This is a genomic window from Frigoribacterium sp. PvP121 (genome assembly GCF_017833115.1).
In the GTDB taxonomy this organism is placed as follows: domain Bacteria; phylum Actinomycetota; class Actinomycetes; order Actinomycetales; family Microbacteriaceae; genus Frigoribacterium; species Frigoribacterium endophyticum.
On record NZ_JAFIBR010000001.1, the window covers coordinates 1,482,874 to 1,499,847 of the forward strand.

The following is a 16,974-nucleotide window of genomic DNA, read 5'->3' on the forward strand; positions in this document are numbered from 1 at the left end:
GCCGCACCCGGTCGGCGCTAGTACGCTCGTCGTCTCCGCCGCTGCCGGACCGGGCCGCGGCAGGTCGCCGAAGGAGAACCGTCGAAGTGCGTCACGTCGTGGGGGGCCTGCGCCTCCTGGCCGCCGCCGTGGGCCTCGTCGCGCTCGTGGGCAACTTCGTCTACGTGCTCGGCTTCTCGACCTTCACGTCGTTCAACTACTTCAGCTACTTCACGCAGCAGAGCAACATGTCGAACGTCGTGGTGCTCGTCGGCTCGGGCGTGGCGGCCCTCCGCGGCCGGTCGGAGTCGCCGCTCTTCGTCTCCGTCCACGCGCTCGTCACGACCTACGTGATCGTCTCGGGCATCGTCTACGGCATCATCGTCGCCGAGTCGCTGGCCAACGGCTACGCGATCGGCGTGCCCTGGTCGAGCCAGGTGCTGCACTTCTGGATCCCCACCTACGTGCTGGTCGACTGGGTGCTGGCCCCGGGGCGCAGCCGCATCAGCTGGAAGGTGCTCGGCGTCGTCCTCGTCTACCCGGTGGTCTGGGGCGTGGCCACGATCGTGCGCGGCGCCGACGTCGGCTGGTACCCCTACTTCTTCCTCGACCCGGCGCAGGTCTCGTGGCCCGGCGAGTTCCTGATGTACAACGCGATCGCGCTCGGCACGATCGTCGGCGTGCTGACCGGCCTGATCGCGCTCAGCCACCTGCGGCCCCGGGGCCCGCTGGCCGGCACCGCGCCTCCGCCCGGGCACGCCGACAAGCCCGGGGGCGGGTCAACGGTCGGGGCGGCCGGGCCGGCCGGGGCGGTCGGGCCTCAGGAGGCGGGGGTCGCGCCGGGCGCGGAGCCCTCGTCCGGCTCGGTGCCGGCACCGTCGTCGCCCGGGTCGTCGAGCAGGTCGAGGTAGGGCTGCAGGCTCGCCATCGCCTGGGCGACGGCCTCGTCGTCGTCGAGCTCCAGGGTCGCCAGGGCCGCGTCGCCGCCCGTGAGGGCGACGAGCACCGGCTCGCCCGTGACCGGCTCGAGGTTGAGGAAGACGCGCCAGCGGGCCGTGTCGTCGGCGACGACCCAGACCGTGGCCGTGGTCGACCAGAACGCCCGCTCGAAGCGCAGCCAGAGCACCTCCTGGTGGCCGACGCCGAGGGCGTCGATCGCGTCGAGGTGCTGCTGCGGGAGCCCCGGCGAGAACTCGACCGACGCCTCCTTCAGCACCCCCAGCGGGACGGTGACGACGGCGCGGTCGGCGGAGAGCGACTCGCCGGTCGCCGTCCGCAGGCCGACGCCCTCGTCGCCGTGGCGGATGCGCACGACGTTGCTGTCGCGCAGCACGTCGAGGCCGCGCAGCTGGGCGGTGACGAACGACGAGAAGCCGCCGGTGACGAGCGCGGCGTCGGCCGGCAGGACGAGGTCCGAGACGCCGGAGGCGCCGCCGGCGTCGAGCTCGCGGGCGGCCAGGGCCGAGGCGCCCGCGCCGAATCGGACCGGCAGCACCTCGTCGACCACGACGGCGAGCCGGTCGGCGTCGGAGACCCCCGAGGCGTCGGGCTCGGCCGACACCTGGTCGGCCCCGGAGCCGGCCAGCGCCTCGGCGAGGGTGGGGGAGCCGGCGCGGCCGAGCGCCCACTCGGCGGCCCGGGCGAGGGCGGAGGCGGTCGTCGCGTCGAGCACGGGCCCGTCGGTGACGAGGGCGGCCCCCTCGGCGGCCCGGGCCTCGACGGTGGGCTCCAGCCGGGTCAGGGCGACCCCGCCGAGGGCCAGGGCCGCGCGGAGGGCGACGGCCGCGTCGCCGAGGGGGACGCCGGCGCCGAGCTCGACCGGGAAGGGCCAGTCGTCGCCGTCGACGCTGTGGACGCGGCCCCCGACGCGGTCCCTGGCCTCGATCACGACGACCTCGAAACCGCGGTCGGCCAGGCTGCGCGCGGCCGTGGCCCCGGCGACGCCGGCGCCGACGACAGCGATGCGCTCGCCCGGCTGTGCGACGTCGGCCACGGCGTCGGCCACCTCGAACCCGCTCGCGCGTGCGCCGGAGACGGTGCCGGGCGACACCGACGCCGTGGCCTCCCCGGCGAGGAAGACGCGGTCGCCGAGGGGCTCGCGGAGCGTCCGCCGGCTGTCGGGCCCGGCGTCGGGGGTGAGGTGGCTCGTGGCGCCGAGGGCGTACGGGTCGCGGGCCCAGTCGCTGCGCCGGAAGGCCACCGGGGCCACGCCCTCGGGCAGCGGGGTCGGCGTGGGCGTCGGGGTCGCCGTGGGGGTGGGGGTCGCAGTCGGCGGCGGGGCGTCGGTCGTGCAGGCGGCCAGCAGGAGCACGGCCCCGGAGACCGAGCCCGTCAGGAACGCGCGACGACTGATGCCCATGGTGCGTCCATCATCGCAGCGACGGGCGGCCGTGTCGCGCTCCGCGGGCGCGTCGCGTCCGTCGAGCGCGTCGAGCGTTCAGGAGCGGCCGGCGCGAGCGGCCCGTCGCGGGGCGCCCCGCGCGGCTGCCTCCTGAACCGTCGACGCCGGGGCGGCGCGCTGACGCGCCGGGGCGCTCAGGCGTCGACGGCCTCGAGGAAGGTCCGCAGCAGGTCGGTCACCTGGTCGACCGGCTGCAGCGACGACGCGTGGTCCTGGCCGACGAGCTCGTAGAACGCGGCCTCGGGCATGCGGCGTGCGGCGTCCTGCGACTCGCGGTGCCGCTCGACGTCGCGGGTGCCCGCGAGCAGCAGCGTCGGCACCGTCACCGAGTCGAGCTGCTCGGCCGTGAGGCCGCCGCCCGTCTCGGCGGCGGTGAAGAACGCCGCCAGCGCCTCCGGGTCGTCCTGGCGGAAGGCGAGCCGCGTGCCGGGGTCGAGCGGGCGGCCCATCGCGAGCTCCCACCCGGCGATGAACGAGTCCATGCCCCCGGTCGTGAGCCGCTCGTGCCAGTCGGGCGTGAAGGTCGCGCCGATGTTGCCGTTCATCGGCGCCCAGCTGCCCCCGATCGTCGTCAGGGTGCGGAGCAGCTCGGGCTCGTGGGCCGCGATCGACAGGCCGACGCGGGCGCCGAACGAGTACCCGACGTAGTGCACCGGCGCGAGCCCGGTGGCGTCGAGCACGGCGGCGACGTCGCCGCGGTGGTGGGCCATCGAGTACGCGGCAGGGTCGTGGGGGCCGCCGCTCCGGCCGTGGCCCCGCAGGTCGAGGGCGACGACGGTGAAGTCGCGCTCGAGGTCGCGGAGGTAGCCGAGCCCGCGCCAGCTGCCCTTCGACAGGCCCGAACCGTGCACGAGCAGCAGCGGGGCGCCGTCGCCGGCCACCTCGTAGGCGATCGCGGTGCCGTCGACGGGGTTGTGGGCCTCAGAACGCATCCGGCCAGTCTGGCAGGGAGGCGCGCCCGCGTGCCCGGACCGGTCCGTTCGTGCCCGGATCGCCCCGGTCTCGGTCTCCTCCCCTCGGAACGAGCGCGGGAGGCGCGGGTCGGCCACGATGGACGCCATGGTCCACGGATGGTCGGCAGAGCAGGTCAGGGCGGCCGAGGCGCCGCACCTCGAGGCGGGCGAGCCGCTGATGCAGCGCGCGAGCGACGGGCTGGCGGAGGCGGTGCGCGGTCTGCTCCGCGACTCCGGCCGGTGGCCCGCCCCCGTGGTGTTGCTCGTCGGCAGCGGCTTGAACGGCGGTGACGCGCTCTTCGCCGGGGCGGCGCTCGCGGCCGACGGCTGCCCGGTGACCGTGGTGCCGACCGGCTCCCGCGTGCACGAGGCCGGCCTCGCCGCGGCGACCGCGGCCGGCGCGGCGACCGACGACGGCCCCGCATGGGCCACGCCCCACGGAGCGCGTCGACGGCTCGACGAGACCGGCGCGGCCGTGCTGCTCGACGGCCTCGTCGGCACGGGCACGAGCGCCGACCCCGCCCTGCGCGGCCGGGCACGCGACGTCGTCGAGGCCCTGCTGCCCGCCCTGCGCGAGCCGGGCGCGCCCGCCGTGGTCGCGGTCGACGTGCCCAGCGGCATCGGCCCCGACGACGGCAGCGTGCCCGACCCCGCCGTGCTCCCGGCGACCCTGACGGTCACCTTCGGAGGGCACAAGGCCGGGCTGCTGCTCGAGCCGGCGGCCGGCCTCGCGGGCGAGGTCGTGCTGGTCGACATCGGCCTGCTGCCCGACCTCGCCCGGATGACGCCGCTCGTCACGCGCTGACGAGCGGCGCCGGGCGCTCAGGACCGGGGCTTGACCACCGACAGCGGGCTGGTGATCGCCTCGAGCGACTTCCGCTCGGCGGCCACGCCGAAGACGAACGCGATCACGCCGCCGACCAGCATGATGCCCGCGCCGAGGAAGTAGCCGAAGGTCAGCGGCCCCCGGTCGGTGCCGTCGCCGATGAGGGCGCCGTAGAGCGTCGGGGCGACCGCGCCCGCGATCTGGCCGAGGGCGAAGAAGTAGCCGATGACCTGCCCGCGCAGCTCGAGCGGGAAGATCTCGCTCACCGTGAGGTACGCCGAGGAGGCGCCCGCGGACGCGAAGAAGAACGACACGCACCAGAAGATCGTCTGGGTCGTCGCGCTCAGCACGTCCATGTGGAAGAGCACGGCCGACACGGCCAGCACCACGGCCGAGACGCCGTAGGTCAGGAAGATCATCTGCCGGCGGCCCCAGGTGTCGAAGAGGTGGCCGAGCAGCAGCGGGCCGAGCAGGTTCCCGATCGCGAACGGGAAGAAGAAGTACTGCGTCGACGCGGGGTCGGTGCCGTAGAAGTTCTGCAGCACGAGGGCGTAGGTGAAGAAGATCGCGTTGTAGAGGAACGACTGCGTGATCATCATCGTCGCGGCGACGAGGGTGCGCTTCGGGTAGTCCTTCACCAGGGTGCGGAAGATGACGCTGAACGGGATCCGGCCGTCACCGGCGATCTCGAGCGCCTGGTCGTCGTCGACGGGCTCCAGGTGCCGGCCCTCCGCCTCCACCCTCTTCTCGATGTCGGTGACGGTGGCCTCGGCCTCCTCCTCACGGCCGTGGGTCATCAGCCAGCGGGGGCTCTCGGGGATGTGCCGGCGCAGGTAGATGATGATCAGCCCGAGCACCGGGCCGATGAAGAAGCCGATGCGCCAGCCGACGTCCTCGGCGAAGTAGTCGGTGTTCAGCAGGAAGAGGTTGGCGGCCGAGCCGAGGGCCGCACCGCCCCAGTACGTGCCGTTGATCGCGATGTCGACGCGGCCGCGGTAGCGCGACGGGATGATCTCGTCGATGGCCGAGTTGATCGCGGCGTACTCGCCGCCGATGCCCATGCCGGCGATGAATCGGAACACGGCCAGGAAGGCGAAGTTCGGCGAGAGCCCGGCGAGGCCGCTGGCGACGAGGTAGATGGCCAGCGTGAGGATGAAGAGCTTCTTGCGGCCGAGCGTGTCGCTCATGCGCCCGAAGATCAGGGCACCGGCGACCTGGCCGAGCAGGTAGATCGTGCCGAGGTAGCCCACCTGCGCGGCCGTGAGGCCCAGGTCGGCCTGGAACCCGGCGGAGGCGACGATCTGGATCTCGAGGCCGTCGAGCACCCACGAGAAGCCGAGGCCGACGACGATCGTCCAGTGGAAGCGGGTCCACGGCAGCCGGTCCATCCGGGCCGGGACGAGGCTGCGCCGGGGTGCCCCGGTCGCCCCCTCGGCGGTGGTGGGCGTGTTCGACATGGGTGCCTCCCCGGGTGCTGCGCTCGACGTGCGGAGCGGCCGCGGCGCAGGTGCCGTCGGCCGGTCGAGGAGTGCAGGCGCTGCAGGAGTGCAGCCTCTGCACGGGCCGCGACCGGTCGAAGCTACTCCCCGCCCGGGGCCGGCGACCGGTGCCTCGGAAGGGCTCGCGGGGAGGCGTCGAGCGTTCAGGCAGGACCGGCGCGGCGGGGCGCCCCCGGCCCCCGGACGCGGCTGACGCCTGAACGCTCGACACGAGGTCGGGCGCGCAGGCGTCAGGGGGGCGGGGCGGGCCGGCAGCGGCCCTGGGGCGGTGCACGGGGAGGCGGCGCACCGAGGAGGCGCGGGCCGGGGAGGCGGCGGGGCGCCTCGAGGAGTGTCGCCTAGTGCGCGACCACCTTCTCGGCGCCCTCGACCACCGGCGGGCGGCGGACGAAGAACGAGCCGACCACGGCGAACACCGAGATGACCGCACCGACGAGGAAGGCGGCCCGCACGCCGCTGCTGGCGGCCGCGACGTCGCCCGCGCCGCCGGAGGCTGCCGTGGTCGCGGCGAGGGTCATCACGGTGACGAAGACCGCCGTGCCGGCGGCGCCGGCGACCTGCTGCACCGTGCCGACGACGGCGCTGCCGTGCGAGTAGAGGCGGCCGGGCAGCGAGCCGAGGCCCGACGTGAAGAGCGGCGTGAACATCAGGGCGAGGCCGATGCTCAGCGCGACGTGCGCCCCGAGCACCATCGGGATCGGCGTCGACTCGGAGACCGTCGACAGGAACCACAGCACGGCGCTGACCAGGGCAGTGCCGGGCACGAGCAGGACGGTGGGTCCGTACTTGTCGAAGAGGCGCCCGACGATCGGCGACAGGAGGCCCTGGACGAGCCCGCCGGGCAGGAGCAGCAGGCCGGTCGCGAGCGGGTCGAGGCCGTGCACGTTCTGCAGGTAGATCGGCAGGACGATCAGCGTGCCGAACAGGGCGATCATGCCGATGCCGAGCACGAGGGTCGACATCGTGAAGGTGCGGGAGGCGAAGGTGCGGAGGTCGAGGAGCGCCGTGTCGGTGCGCTGCAGCGCCCGCTGGCGCAGCACGAACGCGACGAGCGCCACGACGCCGACGGCGAGCGGGACCCACGCCGGCACGGCGGCCTCGGCGCCCTCGCCGAAGGTGCTGAGGCCGTAGACGACGCCGCCGAAGGCGAACGCGGAGAGGATGACCGACAGCACGTCGAGCGGCACCTTGGTGGGCGTGGTCACGTTCTTCACGCGGACGGCCCCGAGGGCGAGCGCCGCGAGGGCGATCGGCAGCACCAGGATGAACATGAAGCGCCACTCGAGGACGCTGAGGATGAGGCCGGAGATGGTCGGGCCGATGGCCGGGGCCACCGAGATGACGATCGAGATGTTGCCCATCGTGCGGCCACGGGTCGCGGGCGGCACGAGGGTCAGGACGGTGGTCATGAGCAGCGGCATCATGATGGCCGTGCCCGACGCCTGCACCACGCGGCCGATCAGCAGCACGCTGAAGCCGGGCGCGATCGCCGAGATCGCCGTGCCGAGGCTGAACAGGCTCATCGCGGTGATGAAGACCGGGCGCGTGTCGAAGCGCTGGAGCAGGAAGCCCGTGATCGGGATGACGACGGCCATCGTCAGCATGAAGCCGGTGGTCAGCCACTGGCCGGCCGTGACCGTGATGTCGAGGTCGCGGGTCAGGCTCGGCAGGGCGACGCCCATGATCGTCTCGTTGAGGATGACGACGAAGGCCGAGACGAGCAGCAGGCCGATGACCAGCTTGTTGCGGGCGGCGGTCGCCGCGTCGGGGCCGTCGTCGGCGCCGGCCGCGACGGCGGGGGCGGCGGTCGTGGGGCGGGCGGTGTCGCTCGTCATGGCGGTGCTCCTGGGGAACGAGGGCGGATGGCGGGAGGCGACCTCACCGTCGAGACGCTCCAGGGAGAAGGCCGCGCCCGCCTGGATCATTCCCGCGGATCGCCCCTGGATGTGCCGGGAGCCCGCGAGCCGCCCCGAGGGGCGGCCGACGGGCTCCGTGGCCGAGCGGTGACGACGGCGGCGTCAGACGTCGCGGCGCTTCACCGCGGCGACGGCGACGACGAACAGGGCGACGACCCAGCCGGCGAGGACGCCGAGGGCCTGCCACGGCGTGAGCACCACCGCGTCGTCGACCGTCGGCGGGGTCAGCATCGACGACCCCTCGACCTGGTACTCGAAGACGCGGGTGGCGGCCTGCGGCGGCGTGAACTCGTAGAGCGTGTAGATCCACGGCTCGGAGATGACGGCCATGCCGATCGTGAAGATGATCGGCAGCACGAAGACCAGGCCGATCGAGGCCGCGATGCCGCCGGCCCCGTTGCGGATGACCGCGCCCAGCCCGAACGAGATCATCGCGATCATCGCGACGCTGGCGGCGGCGCCGACGAGCGACCACCACAGGCCGGTGTCGCCCAGGTCGAGCTCGATGCCCGTCGACGACGAGAGCAGCGGCGTGCAGACGAGCGCGGCGACGACCAGGGCGAGGCCGGAGACGACGAAGGTGCTGACGCCGACGATGAGCACCTTGGCGACGAGCGCCGGCGTGCGCCGGGGGACGGCGGTGAAGGTGGAGCGGATCATGCCGGTGCCGTACTCGCCCGTGATGACGAGGGCGCCGAGCACCGCGGCGACGAGCTGGGCGAAGGCGACGCCGATCGTGATGACCTGCACGCCGAGCGCCTGCTGCTGCTCGGCCGTCGCCTCCATGCCCTCGAAGCCGCTGGCGACGGAGGCGAACAGCGCGCCGAACCCGACGACGATCGCGACGATGACGGCGAAGCACCACGCGGTCGAGCGCAGGCTGCGGAGCTTGATCCACTCGGAGGCGACGACGTGGGCGAAGGTCACGCCGGGCCCGACCGAGTGGCCGTGGGCGGAGCGTCGGGTGGGGGCGGCGGCGGTCATCGCGAGGCTCCGGGGGTCGTGGCGGCCTTCTCGGCCGCGGCGGGGGAGGCGGGGGTCGCGGCGGCGGCGCCGCCCGCGTGGTACTCGACGGAGTCCTGGGTCAGCGACATGTAGGCCTCCTCGAGCGAGCGCACCACCGGGGTCAGCTCGTGCAGGACGATGCCGCGCGAGGCGGCGAGCTCGCCGACCCGAGCCGCGGTGACGCCCGGCAGCTCGAGCGAGCCGTCGTCGGCCGTGAGCGGCTCGACGCCGTGCTCGGCCCGGACCAGCTCGACGAGCTGGGGCAGGTGCGGGCTGCGCACGCGCACCCCGTCGCCCGAGGCCTGGGCGATCACCTCGCTGACGGGGGCGTCGGCGAGCACGCGGCCGCGCCCGAGCACGATCAGGTGGTCGGCGGTCTGGGCCATCTCGCTCATCAGGTGCGACGACAGGAACACCGTGCGCCCCTCGGCGGCGAGGTGGCGGGCCAGGGTGCGGACCCAGACGACGCCCTCGGGGTCGAGGCCGTTGACCGGCTCGTCGAAGATCAGCGTCGCCGGGTCGCCGAGCAGCGCGGCGGCGATGCCGAGGCGCTGGCCCATGCCGAGCGAGAACCCGCCGACGCGCTTCTTCGCGACGGGCTCGAGCCCCGTGAGGGCGATGACCTCGGCGACGCGCGAGCGGCCGATGCCGTGGGTCGCCGCCATCGCGTGGAGGTGCTCGGAGGCGCTGCGCCCGCGGTGCACGGCCTTCGCGTCGAGCAGCACGCCCACCTCGCGGAGGGGGGCCCGGTGCTCGGCGTAGGGGCGGCCGTTCACCGTCACCGAGCCGGAGCTGGGGCGGTCGAGGCCGACCACCATGCGCATCGTCGTCGACTTGCCCGCGCCGTTCGGGCCGAGGAAGCCGGTCACGATGCCCGGCCTCACGGTGAACGACACGTCGTCGAGGGCGACCTTCTGGCCGTACCTCTTGGTCAGGTGCCGAGCTTCGATCATGTGGTGGGTTCCTCCCCGGGGCCGTCCGGCGCCGCAGCGCCGCCCCCGCGCGGTCGCACGGCGGTCCTCGACCGACGATAGGGCCGCGGGCGCCCCGGCGGCATCCGCCGACCGGACGAGGCGGTGCGGGCCGGGCTGCGCTGCGCGGGGGAGGACCGGTCGTGCCCACCGACCTTGTTACAGTCCTCCGGTGACGACCGACGTGCTCCTCGCCTCCCTGCCCGCCGCCTCCGGGGGGTTCCTCCTCTTCGACCCCGAGGCGCTGCTGCCCGCGCTCGGGCCGTGGGCGCTCGCCGGCATCTCGCTGATGATCTTCATCGAGTCGGGCGTGCTCTTCCCCTTCCTGCCGGGCGACTCCCTCCTCTTCACGGCCGGACTGCTGCACGAGCCGCTCGGCCTCGAGGTGTGGGTGATCGCGCTCTGCGCCTTCGTCGCGGCCTTCCTCGGCGACCAGGTCGGCTTCTTCCTCGGCCACACCTTCGGGCGGCGGTGGTTCCGCCCCGACGCGCGCGTGCTGAAGACCGCGCACCTCGAGAAGGCCGAGGCGTTCTTCGCCAAGTACGGCGGGGTCTCGCTCATCCTCGGCCGGTTCGTGCCGATCGTGCGGACCTACGTGCCCCTGGCCGCCGGCACCGCGGGCTACACCTACCGCAAGTTCGTCGTGTTCAACGTGGTCGGCGCCTTCCTCTGGGCGGTCGGCATGGTGGTGCTCGGCTCGCTGCTCGGCGGGGTGCCGATCATCCGCGACCACGTCGACGTCTGGGCGATCGTGCTCGTCGTCGTCTCGGTGATGCCCATCGTCGTCACCGTGCTGCGCAAGGCCCTGGCCGGGCGGCGCGACCGGGCCGCCGCCGCGAAGGGCCTCTGAGGCCGTGACGGCGGGCGCGACGGGGGCGAGCGAGGCCGCGACCGGCCTCGTCGACCGGCACCGCGCCTCCGGCCGGCGCCGCACCGTCGTCGGGCTGGCGGGCGAGCCGGGCGCGGGCAAGAGCACCCTCGCCGCCCGGCTCGTCGTCGCGCTCGGGGCCGCGGGGCTAAGCGCCGTCGTCGTGCCAATGGACGGCTTCCACCTGGCGAACGCCGAGCTCGACCGCCTCGGGCGCCGCGACCGCAAGGGCGCCCCCGACACCTTCGACGCCGACGGCTACGTCGCGCTGCTGCGGCGTCTCGCGGCGCCGGGGCCGCGCCCGGTCTGGGCGCCCGACTTCGACCGCGACCTCGAGGAGGCGGTGGCCGGCTCGATCGCGGTCGCGCCCGAGGTCGAGGTGGTCGTCACCGAGGGCAACTACCTCCTCGTGGACGCCGAGCCGTGGACGGCGGCCCGCGCCGCCCTCCACGAGGCGTGGTTCGTCGAGGTCGAGCCGGCCGAGCGCCTTCGCCGGCTCGTCGCCCGGCACGTGCGCTTCGGCAAGGACGAGGAGGCGGCGCTCGCGTGGGCGACCGGCCCCGACGAGGGCAACGCCCGGCTGGTGCGCGCCGGGCGGGCGTCGGCCGACCTGGTCGTCGTCGCGGACGCGGACGCGGACGCCCGCGCGGGTGCGGGCCCGCGCCCGGAGCCCGGCGTCGGGGGCCCCTCGTAGGCTGGGGGCATCATGCGACTGCTCCTGATCCGACACGGCCAGACCCCCGACAACGTCATCGGCGCCCTCGGCACCACCGCGCCCGGCGCCCGCCTGACCGACCTGGGCCTGCGCCAGGCGGCGGCCCTGCCCGCGGCGCTCGCCGCGGAGACGATCGGCGCGCTGTTCGTCAGCACGCTCGTCCGCACCCAGCTGACGGCGGCGCCCCTGGCCGCTGCGCGGGGCCTGGAGCCCGTCGTGCTCGACGGTCTCCGCGAGGTCGTGGCGGGCGACCTCGAGATGCGCGCCGACCGCGAGGCCGGCGCCGCCTACATGGGCACCGTCGCCCGGTGGGTCGTCGGCGACCGCGACGCGCGGATGCCCGGGGCCGAGAGCGGCCACGAGTTCCTGGCCCGCTACGACGCGGCGATCGAGCGCGCGACGGCCGACGGCCACGACACGGTGGCCGTGGTGAGCCACGGTGCTGCCGTGCGGGGCTGGGTCGGCTGCCGCGTGGCGGGCGCCGGCGGCACGTTCGTCCGCGACCACGACCTGTCGAACACGGGCGTGGTCGTCGTCGAGGGCAGCAGGGCTGACGGCTTCCGCCTCGTCTCGTGGGAGGGCACGCCCCTCGGCGGCTCCGAGCTCGACGACCCGACGGCCGACGACCCGACGGGCGAGGCTCCGGCCGACGTGGTCGCCGACTCCGACCGGGCGGGCGCCGAGCGTGCCGACGCCGCGGCCCGGCCCTAGGGCGGCCGCCGTCTAGGCGGCGACGACCTCGTCCTCCTCCGTCACGGGCGCCAGCTCGTCGGCGAGCCGCGTGCGGCGGACGCTGCCGAGGTGCACGAGCCCCGCGACGAGCAGACCGGCCGCGAGCCAGAGGGCGAGCACCAGCACGTCGCGGCCGATGCCCTGCCCCGCGAAGTAGACGACCGTCTGCGTCGCGTGCAGCCAGGCGGCCCCGTTCCAGAAGCTGCTCAGCGCGGCGAAGAACGGCGGCACGAGGCCGGCGGCGAAGACCCCGCCCGAGCTGGTGAAGTTGAGCATCACGAAGAGCATCGTGAGCACGGGGGTCGTCCAGTGCCGCAGCAGCGGGTGCAGGCCGACGCCGATCACGACGATCGTCGACACGTAGAGCCAGCTGAGCAGCCACAGCTGACCGAGGGCGTGGTCGACGATGCCGTAGACCGGCCCGACGACGAGGGTGCCGATCGCGGCCACGACGGCGGCGGTGACGACGGCGACGCCGAGGCGGGCGGCCAGGCGCGTGCGGGCCGGAGCGACGACCGCCGAGATCGCGGCCGCGCTCGCGTACCCGCCGACGCTGAGCGCGACGAGCAGGAAGAAGAGGCCCTGGCCCGTGGGGTCGCCCTCGCCCGAGGGCACGACGTCCTCGACCTGCAGCGGCAGCTGCTGCTGGTACGCCACGGGCAGGAAGACCTTCTGCACGACGGACGCCGTCGTGTCGCTCGCGGCGCTCGAGACGAAGAGGGTGGCGTCGTCGGCGGTCGCCTCGTAGGCGGCCACGACCTCACGGTCGGCGACGAGGCCCCGGGCGGCGCCCTCGTCGGCGACCGTGCGGACGTCGAGGGCGTCGGGCGCCCGGTCGTTGAGGGTCTGGGCGAAGACCTCCGCCTCGGCGGTGGTGCCCACGACGGCGACCGGCAGGTGGTGGGGCGCGGGGTGGCCGAACGCGCCGAGGTACGCCAGCGCCATCCCCGCGGCGAGGAAGAGGGGGATGAGGAGGTGCAGGCCGAGCCCTCGCCAGAACCGGGGGTCGAGCCGCGGGCGGCGGCCCGCCGTCGGGGCGGCGGTCGCGGTCGCGGTCGGAGCGGTCGTGGTCGAGGGGGAGTGTTTGTGTTGCACCATGCAACACACTGTAGCCCTTGAGTCCGTGCGGTGCCAGCTCGTCGAGCTCGGGCTCGCCCTCGTAGGCTCGGGGGCGTGCAAGCCGACGACCAGACCACCGGCATCGACGCCGTCTACGCCGAGCTCGAGCGGGTCTCCCGCCGGGCGGTGGCGCGAGCCCGTGCCCGGAGCGCCCCCCTCTCGTTCGTCGAGCACTCGCTCGTGACCTTCATCGCCTCGCACCCGGGCTGTCGGGCGATCGACATCGCCGCCGACTTCTCGCTGAACCGGTCCACCGTCTCGCGTCAGCTCGCGGGCCTCGTCGAGCTCGGGCTCGTGACGACGGTGGGCGAGGAGGCGCCGGCCGGGTCGGCGGAGACGCGCCGCGGCCAGGTGCTCGCGCTCACCCCCCGCGGCGACGAGCTGCTCGCGCGGTCCGTCGACGCCAACCGCGCCGCCCTCGCCGAGCGCCTGGACGGCTGGCGGGCGGACGAGGTGGAGCAGCTCGCCGCGTCGCTGCACCGTCTCAACAGCGCCTTCGGCGACGGCGCCCCCGGGGGACACGACACGGTGCCGGTGTGACTCGTGTGACTGGTGAGGCCCGCTGTGCACCCTCAACTGGGGACAGATCCATCCACAGGCATCGGGCCCGACGGGTTTACCCTCGCCGGTCGCGCACCTAGGGTGGAGGAGTTCCCCGGCCGGGAGGACGCGCCCACGAGGCGCCGAGACCGGCGTCCCTCCTCCAGTTAGGTACCGCCTCCGTGAGCCACGCCGTCTCCGTCCCGTCCGCCCGCAGCGCACTCGTCGCTGTCTCGACGCTCCTGGTGGCCCTCGCCATCGTCGTCGCGGGCGTGGTGGTCGGTGGCTCGCCCGCCCGCGCGGCGTCGTACCCCAGCTGGGACGACGTGACGGCGGCCCGCGCGAACGAGAGCACGAAGCAGGCGCAGATCACCGAGCTCCAGGGCCTGCTGACCGGGCTCCAGACCGCCGCCGCCGACGCGCAGGCCGAGGCCGACCGCCTGGGCGCCGCCTTCCAGGCCGCGCAGGAGTCCGTCGACGCCGAGGCCGCCAAGCTCGCCGAGCTCGAGGCCCAGGTCGCCGAGAAGAAGACCATCGCCGACGAGAGCCAGAAGCGTGCCGGCCAGGTCGCCGCGCAGCTCGCCCGGACGGGCGGCGGCGACGTCTCGACCCAGCTCGCCGCCGACGCCCAGGGCGCCGACGACCTCCTCTACCGCCTCGGCGCGATGAGCAAGATCACCGAGCAGGCCGAGGGCATCCGGGCCCAGGCCGTGTCCGACCGCAACGTCGTGCAGTCGCTGACCGACCAGGCCGGCGTCGCCAAGGAGGCGCTCGACGGCCTCCGAGACGCCGCCGAGGCCTCCATGTCGGAGGCACAGACCGCGTCCGACGCCGCCGCCGCGGCCGTCACCGCGCAGCAGGAGAACGAGGGCCGTCTCCAGGCCCAGCTCGCCGCGCTGCAGTCGGAGACAGCGGTCACCGAGCAGCAGTACCAGGCCGGGGTCGAGGCCGAGAAGGCCCGCCTCGCCGCCGAGGAGGCCGCCCGCCAGGCGGAGGCCGCGCGCCAGGCCGAGGCCCTCCGTCAGCAGCGCGCCGCTGCGGCGGCTGCGGCGGCCGCCGCCGCGGCGGCCCGGCCGGCTCCCTCCGCTCCGGCGCCCGCGCCGAGCTCGCCCGGGGTCGTCGCCCCGGCCCCCTCCCCGTCCGGCGCGGCCTGGGTGCGCCCGAGCGGCGGCGGCATCTCGAGCGGGTACGGCATGCGCGTCAACCCCGTCACCGGCATCTACACGAACCACGACGGCGTCGACCTCGCCCCGGGCTGCGGCTCGCCCATCTACGCGGCCTCGTCCGGCACGGTCGACTACGCCGGCTCGTACGGCGGCTACGGCAACTACGTGCGGGTCGCCCACGCCGGCGGGCTGAGCACGGCCTACGGCCACATCGTCAACGGCGGCATCCGGGTCTCGAAGGGCCAGTCGGTCGTCGCCGGCCAGTTGATCGCGCTCGTCGGCTCGACCGGCAACTCGACCGGCTGCCACCTGCACTTCGAGACCCGCGTCTCCGGCGCCTCGACGAACCCGGTGCCCTTCATGGCGGCGAGGGGCGTCAGCCTCCGCTAGCGGGGCCCGAGCCCGGCCGCTGCCGAGGGTCTCGGCCACCGCGACGACCGGGCCGCCGACAGGCGGCGCGGAGCGGACCCCGGGCGGGGTGGCAAGATCGACGGGTGTCGAACGTTCCCGCCCTGCCCCCCGTCCACCTCGAGCACGTCGACTGGCACGACCCCCGGGCGGTCGAGCTCCGTGCCCGCATGGACGCCGAGATGTCCGCGGTCTACAGCGCGGGCCGCGAACCCGACCCCGACGACGTCGTGGCCGCGCGGGACGCCGCGCTCCTCGTGCACCCCGAGAAGGTCCGCGCCACCCTCCTCGTGGTCGACCCCGAGGGCACGGCCCTCGGCCACGCCGCCCTCTACGACCGGAGCGGCGAGTGGGAGGTCAAGCGCGTCATCGTCGACCGTGAGCAGCGGGGCCGGGGCATCGGGCGCCTCCTGATGGCCGGCGTCGAGGCCGACGCCCGCGCGGCGGGCGCGCCGCGGATGATCCTGCAGACCGGTGACCGCCAGCCCGACGCGGTGGCGCTCTACGAGAAGACCGGCTGGACGGGGATCCCCACCTACGAGCCCTACGTGACCACCATCCCGCAGTCGATCTGCTTCGAGAAGGTGCTCGTCGGGGCGGGGCAGCACGCCGGTTAGGGTGGGCACCGTGATCACGCGACGCGACGCCGCCCTCCGCCTCGACATCCCGCTCGAGATGGCCGTCCGGCACGGCATCCCCGCCCGCCTCACGGTCGACGAGCTGCTCGAGCTCGAGAAGACCCCGCCGGCCTGGCTGGTGCAGTCCCGTGCGAACCGGACGGGCAAGCCCGTCTGGGTCGACCTGTCGTGCGTCGTCTGCGGCTACCACGAGGCCGCGCGCCCGAAGAAGTGGTGGCCCGAGTGGACGCACCTCAGCTGTGACGACCACCACGCCGACGAGCTGCCGGCCCCGGCCGACGGCGTCGTGCGCACCGAGGTCGACGGCATCGGCAGCCGCTTCGTCGCGGTCGTCGACGTCGACCTGAGCCGCTAGGCGCCGTAGCCGACCGACGTCGGAGGGGCGATCCCCGCCACGACGTGCACGGCCGCCTGGCGGGCGTCGTCGGCGAGCAGCAGCCGCTGCAGGTGCTGGTCGTGCCACCGGGCGAGCTCGCGCGGGGTCACGTCGTCGACCCCGTCGGCGACCGTGTAGCGGAAGGCCGTGGCCTCGCCGTCGACGGCGACGGTCCGTCGCTCGCCCAGCTCGGTGCCGTCCGCCGCGTCGACGAAGACCTCACGGCCCGGGTCGTCGGAGGCGGGCAGCACGACGTCGACCCGGGGGTGCGCCGCCCCGGCGGCGGGACCCTCGACCCCCGTGCCGAGCCGCGCCTCCACGAGCCGGGCCGATCCCGCGGCGGCGGGGCGGGTCTCGTCGTGCCCCGCGGCGACGTCGTCGACGACCCGTCGCACGTCGTCGTCGATGCGGTCGCCCTGCTGCTGCAGCGCCGCGGCGGCGGCGCGCAGCCAGGCCTCGACGGCGCGGGTCTCGTCGGCCGACCAGCCGGTGGGCTCGAGCGAGCTGACGGAGAAGTCCGCTGCGTCGATCGACCACTCCCAGGTGAGCAGCGCCCGCGTGAAGGCGGCGGGGGAGGGCAGCACGGCGAGGGTGCCCCGCCGGAGGCCGGGAGCCCAGTGCAGCTCGGGGTCGGTGAACAGGTGCTGCACGGCGGCGGCCTCGGGCACGGTCGCCGCGGCGGGCACCGCGAACCAGGCTCGGATCGCCCGCCACGACGACGACCGCCGGGGGAGGGCGTCGTGCTCTCGCGGTACGAGCACGGTCAGCGGTCGCCCGCCCCCGTCACCCCCCGCGGGGTCGCGCACGGCGGGGTCGGGGTCAGCGGGGTCGCGGTCGGGCACGGAGGACGATGATGCCACGC

The 16,974-nt window shown here is 75.0% G+C and carries 17 protein-coding genes; 9 read left to right on the forward strand and 8 right to left on the reverse strand.

Translation table 11 applies throughout. From position 1 onward, the window contains the following. Positions 1–86: 86 nt before the first annotated feature. On the forward strand, positions 87–890 hold the full coding sequence (locus JOE43_RS06915; protein ID WP_209516272.1) for a Pr6Pr family membrane protein: 804 nt from the start codon (positions 87–89) through the stop codon (positions 888–890). On the opposite strand, the gene JOE43_RS06920 is transcribed toward JOE43_RS06915, so the two are convergent. Both JOE43_RS06920 and JOE43_RS06925 read right to left on the reverse strand, forming a co-directional pair. Then, entirely contained in the window at positions 800–2,338 is a 1,539-nt protein-coding gene (locus JOE43_RS06920; protein WP_209516284.1) for an FAD-dependent oxidoreductase, read from the reverse strand. The genes JOE43_RS06915 and JOE43_RS06920 overlap by 91 nt on opposite strands. Before the next feature lie 176 nt (positions 2,339–2,514). Further along, a complete protein-coding gene (locus JOE43_RS06925; protein ID WP_056052787.1) occupies positions 2,515–3,312 on the reverse strand; it encodes an alpha/beta fold hydrolase in 798 nt (265 codons plus the stop codon). 127 nt (positions 3,313–3,439) lie between these two features. On the opposite strand from JOE43_RS06925, the gene JOE43_RS06930 reads away from it, so the two are divergent. After that, positions 3,440–4,138 (forward strand): NAD(P)H-hydrate epimerase, encoded by a 699-nt coding sequence (locus JOE43_RS06930; RefSeq protein ID WP_245187125.1) that lies wholly within the window; start codon positions 3,440–3,442, stop codon positions 4,136–4,138. A gap of 17 nt (positions 4,139–4,155) precedes the next feature. On the opposite strand, the gene JOE43_RS06935 is transcribed toward JOE43_RS06930, so the two are convergent. The 4 genes from JOE43_RS06935 to JOE43_RS06950 form a co-directional block, all read right to left on the reverse strand. Continuing rightward, positions 4,156–5,547, reverse strand: a complete 1,392-nt coding sequence (locus JOE43_RS06935; RefSeq protein ID WP_209519120.1) for an MFS transporter — start codon at positions 5,545–5,547, stop codon at positions 4,156–4,158. Between the two features lie 449 nt (positions 5,548–5,996). Continuing rightward, complete coding sequence (locus JOE43_RS06940) at positions 5,997–7,493, reverse strand: MDR family MFS transporter (protein ID WP_209516291.1); 1,497 nt, start codon at positions 7,491–7,493, stop codon at positions 5,997–5,999. Between the two features lie 183 nt (positions 7,494–7,676). Beyond that, entirely contained in the window at positions 7,677–8,558 is an 882-nt protein-coding gene (locus JOE43_RS06945; RefSeq protein WP_209516294.1) for an ABC transporter permease subunit, read from the reverse strand. Then, on the reverse strand, positions 8,555–9,532 hold the full coding sequence (locus JOE43_RS06950) for an ABC transporter ATP-binding protein (protein ID WP_209516297.1): 978 nt from the start codon (positions 9,530–9,532) through the stop codon (positions 8,555–8,557). The genes JOE43_RS06945 and JOE43_RS06950 overlap by 4 nt, the downstream gene beginning before the upstream one ends. 190 nt (positions 9,533–9,722) lie before the next feature. Between JOE43_RS06950 and JOE43_RS15580 the strand changes: the two genes are divergently transcribed. The 3 genes from JOE43_RS15580 to JOE43_RS06965 are packed head-to-tail and all read left to right on the forward strand — an operon-like array spanning position 9,723 to position 11,844. Further along, positions 9,723–10,400 carry a VTT domain-containing protein gene (locus JOE43_RS15580; protein WP_307803273.1) on the forward strand — a complete coding sequence of 226 codons (678 nt, stop codon included), beginning with the start codon at positions 9,723–9,725 and terminating at the stop codon, positions 10,398–10,400. A gap of 4 nt (positions 10,401–10,404) precedes the next feature. After that, positions 10,405–11,112 (forward strand): nucleoside/nucleotide kinase family protein, encoded by a 708-nt coding sequence (locus JOE43_RS06960; RefSeq protein WP_209516303.1) that lies wholly within the window; start codon positions 10,405–10,407, stop codon positions 11,110–11,112. Between the two features lie 12 nt (positions 11,113–11,124). Continuing rightward, complete coding sequence (locus JOE43_RS06965; RefSeq protein WP_209516305.1) at positions 11,125–11,844, forward strand: histidine phosphatase family protein; 720 nt, start codon at positions 11,125–11,127, stop codon at positions 11,842–11,844. 12 nt (positions 11,845–11,856) lie between these two features. Here JOE43_RS06965 and JOE43_RS06970 read toward each other — a convergent pair whose 3' ends face one another. Then, on the reverse strand, positions 11,857–12,963 hold the full coding sequence (locus JOE43_RS06970; protein ID WP_209516307.1) for a hypothetical protein: 1,107 nt from the start codon (positions 12,961–12,963) through the stop codon (positions 11,857–11,859). Positions 12,964–13,038: 75 nt separating this feature from the next. Between JOE43_RS06970 and JOE43_RS15590 the strand changes: the two genes are divergently transcribed. The 4 genes from JOE43_RS15590 (at position 13,039) to JOE43_RS06990 (ending at position 16,091) form a co-directional block, all read left to right on the forward strand. Further along, positions 13,039–13,524, forward strand: coding sequence for a MarR family winged helix-turn-helix transcriptional regulator (locus JOE43_RS15590; RefSeq protein WP_209516309.1), 486 nt, complete (start codon positions 13,039–13,041; stop codon positions 13,522–13,524). Between the two features lie 182 nt (positions 13,525–13,706). Next, a complete protein-coding gene (locus JOE43_RS16155) occupies positions 13,707–15,080 on the forward strand; it encodes a peptidoglycan DD-metalloendopeptidase family protein (RefSeq protein ID WP_209516311.1) in 1,374 nt (457 codons plus the stop codon). Between the two features lie 104 nt (positions 15,081–15,184). Continuing rightward, the gene (locus JOE43_RS06985; RefSeq protein WP_209516313.1) at positions 15,185–15,715 is read left to right on the forward strand and encodes a GNAT family N-acetyltransferase; all 531 of its coding nucleotides are present in this window, start codon (positions 15,185–15,187) and stop codon (positions 15,713–15,715) included. A gap of 10 nt (positions 15,716–15,725) precedes the next feature. Beyond that, positions 15,726–16,091, forward strand: coding sequence for a hypothetical protein (locus JOE43_RS06990; protein ID WP_209516314.1), 366 nt, complete (start codon positions 15,726–15,728; stop codon positions 16,089–16,091). Here JOE43_RS06990 and JOE43_RS06995 read toward each other — a convergent pair. Next, positions 16,088–16,954 carry a hypothetical protein gene (locus tag JOE43_RS06995; protein WP_209516316.1) on the reverse strand — a complete coding sequence of 289 codons (867 nt, stop codon included), beginning with the start codon at positions 16,952–16,954 and terminating at the stop codon, positions 16,088–16,090. The genes JOE43_RS06990 and JOE43_RS06995 overlap by 4 nt on opposite strands. Between the last annotated feature and the right edge of the window lie 20 nt (positions 16,955–16,974).

Excerpts from the sequence above, each read along its gene's own strand:
- JOE43_RS06940 (WP_209516291.1), bottom strand. The coding sequence starts at position 7,493 with ATGACGAGCGACACCGCCCGCCCCACGACCGCCGCCCCCGCCGTCGCG.
- JOE43_RS06925 (WP_056052787.1), bottom strand. The coding sequence starts at position 3,312 with ATGCGTTCTGAGGCCCACAACCCCGTCGACGGCACCGCGATCGCCTAC.
- JOE43_RS06920 (WP_209516284.1), bottom strand. The coding sequence starts at position 2,338 with ATGGGCATCAGTCGTCGCGCGTTCCTGACGGGCTCGGTCTCCGGGGCC.
- JOE43_RS06930 (WP_245187125.1), top strand. The coding sequence starts at position 3,440 with ATGGTCCACGGATGGTCGGCAGAGCAGGTCAGGGCGGCCGAGGCGCCG.
- JOE43_RS06945 (WP_209516294.1), bottom strand. The coding sequence starts at position 8,558 with ATGACCGCCGCCGCCCCCACCCGACGCTCCGCCCACGGCCACTCGGTC.
- JOE43_RS06950 (WP_209516297.1), bottom strand. The coding sequence starts at position 9,532 with ATGATCGAAGCTCGGCACCTGACCAAGAGGTACGGCCAGAAGGTCGCC.
- JOE43_RS06935 (WP_209519120.1), bottom strand. The coding sequence starts at position 5,547 with ATGGACCGGCTGCCGTGGACCCGCTTCCACTGGACGATCGTCGTCGGC.
- JOE43_RS06970 (WP_209516307.1), bottom strand. The coding sequence starts at position 12,963 with ATGGTGCAACACAAACACTCCCCCTCGACCACGACCGCTCCGACCGCG.
- JOE43_RS06965 (WP_209516305.1), top strand. The coding sequence starts at position 11,125 with ATGCGACTGCTCCTGATCCGACACGGCCAGACCCCCGACAACGTCATC.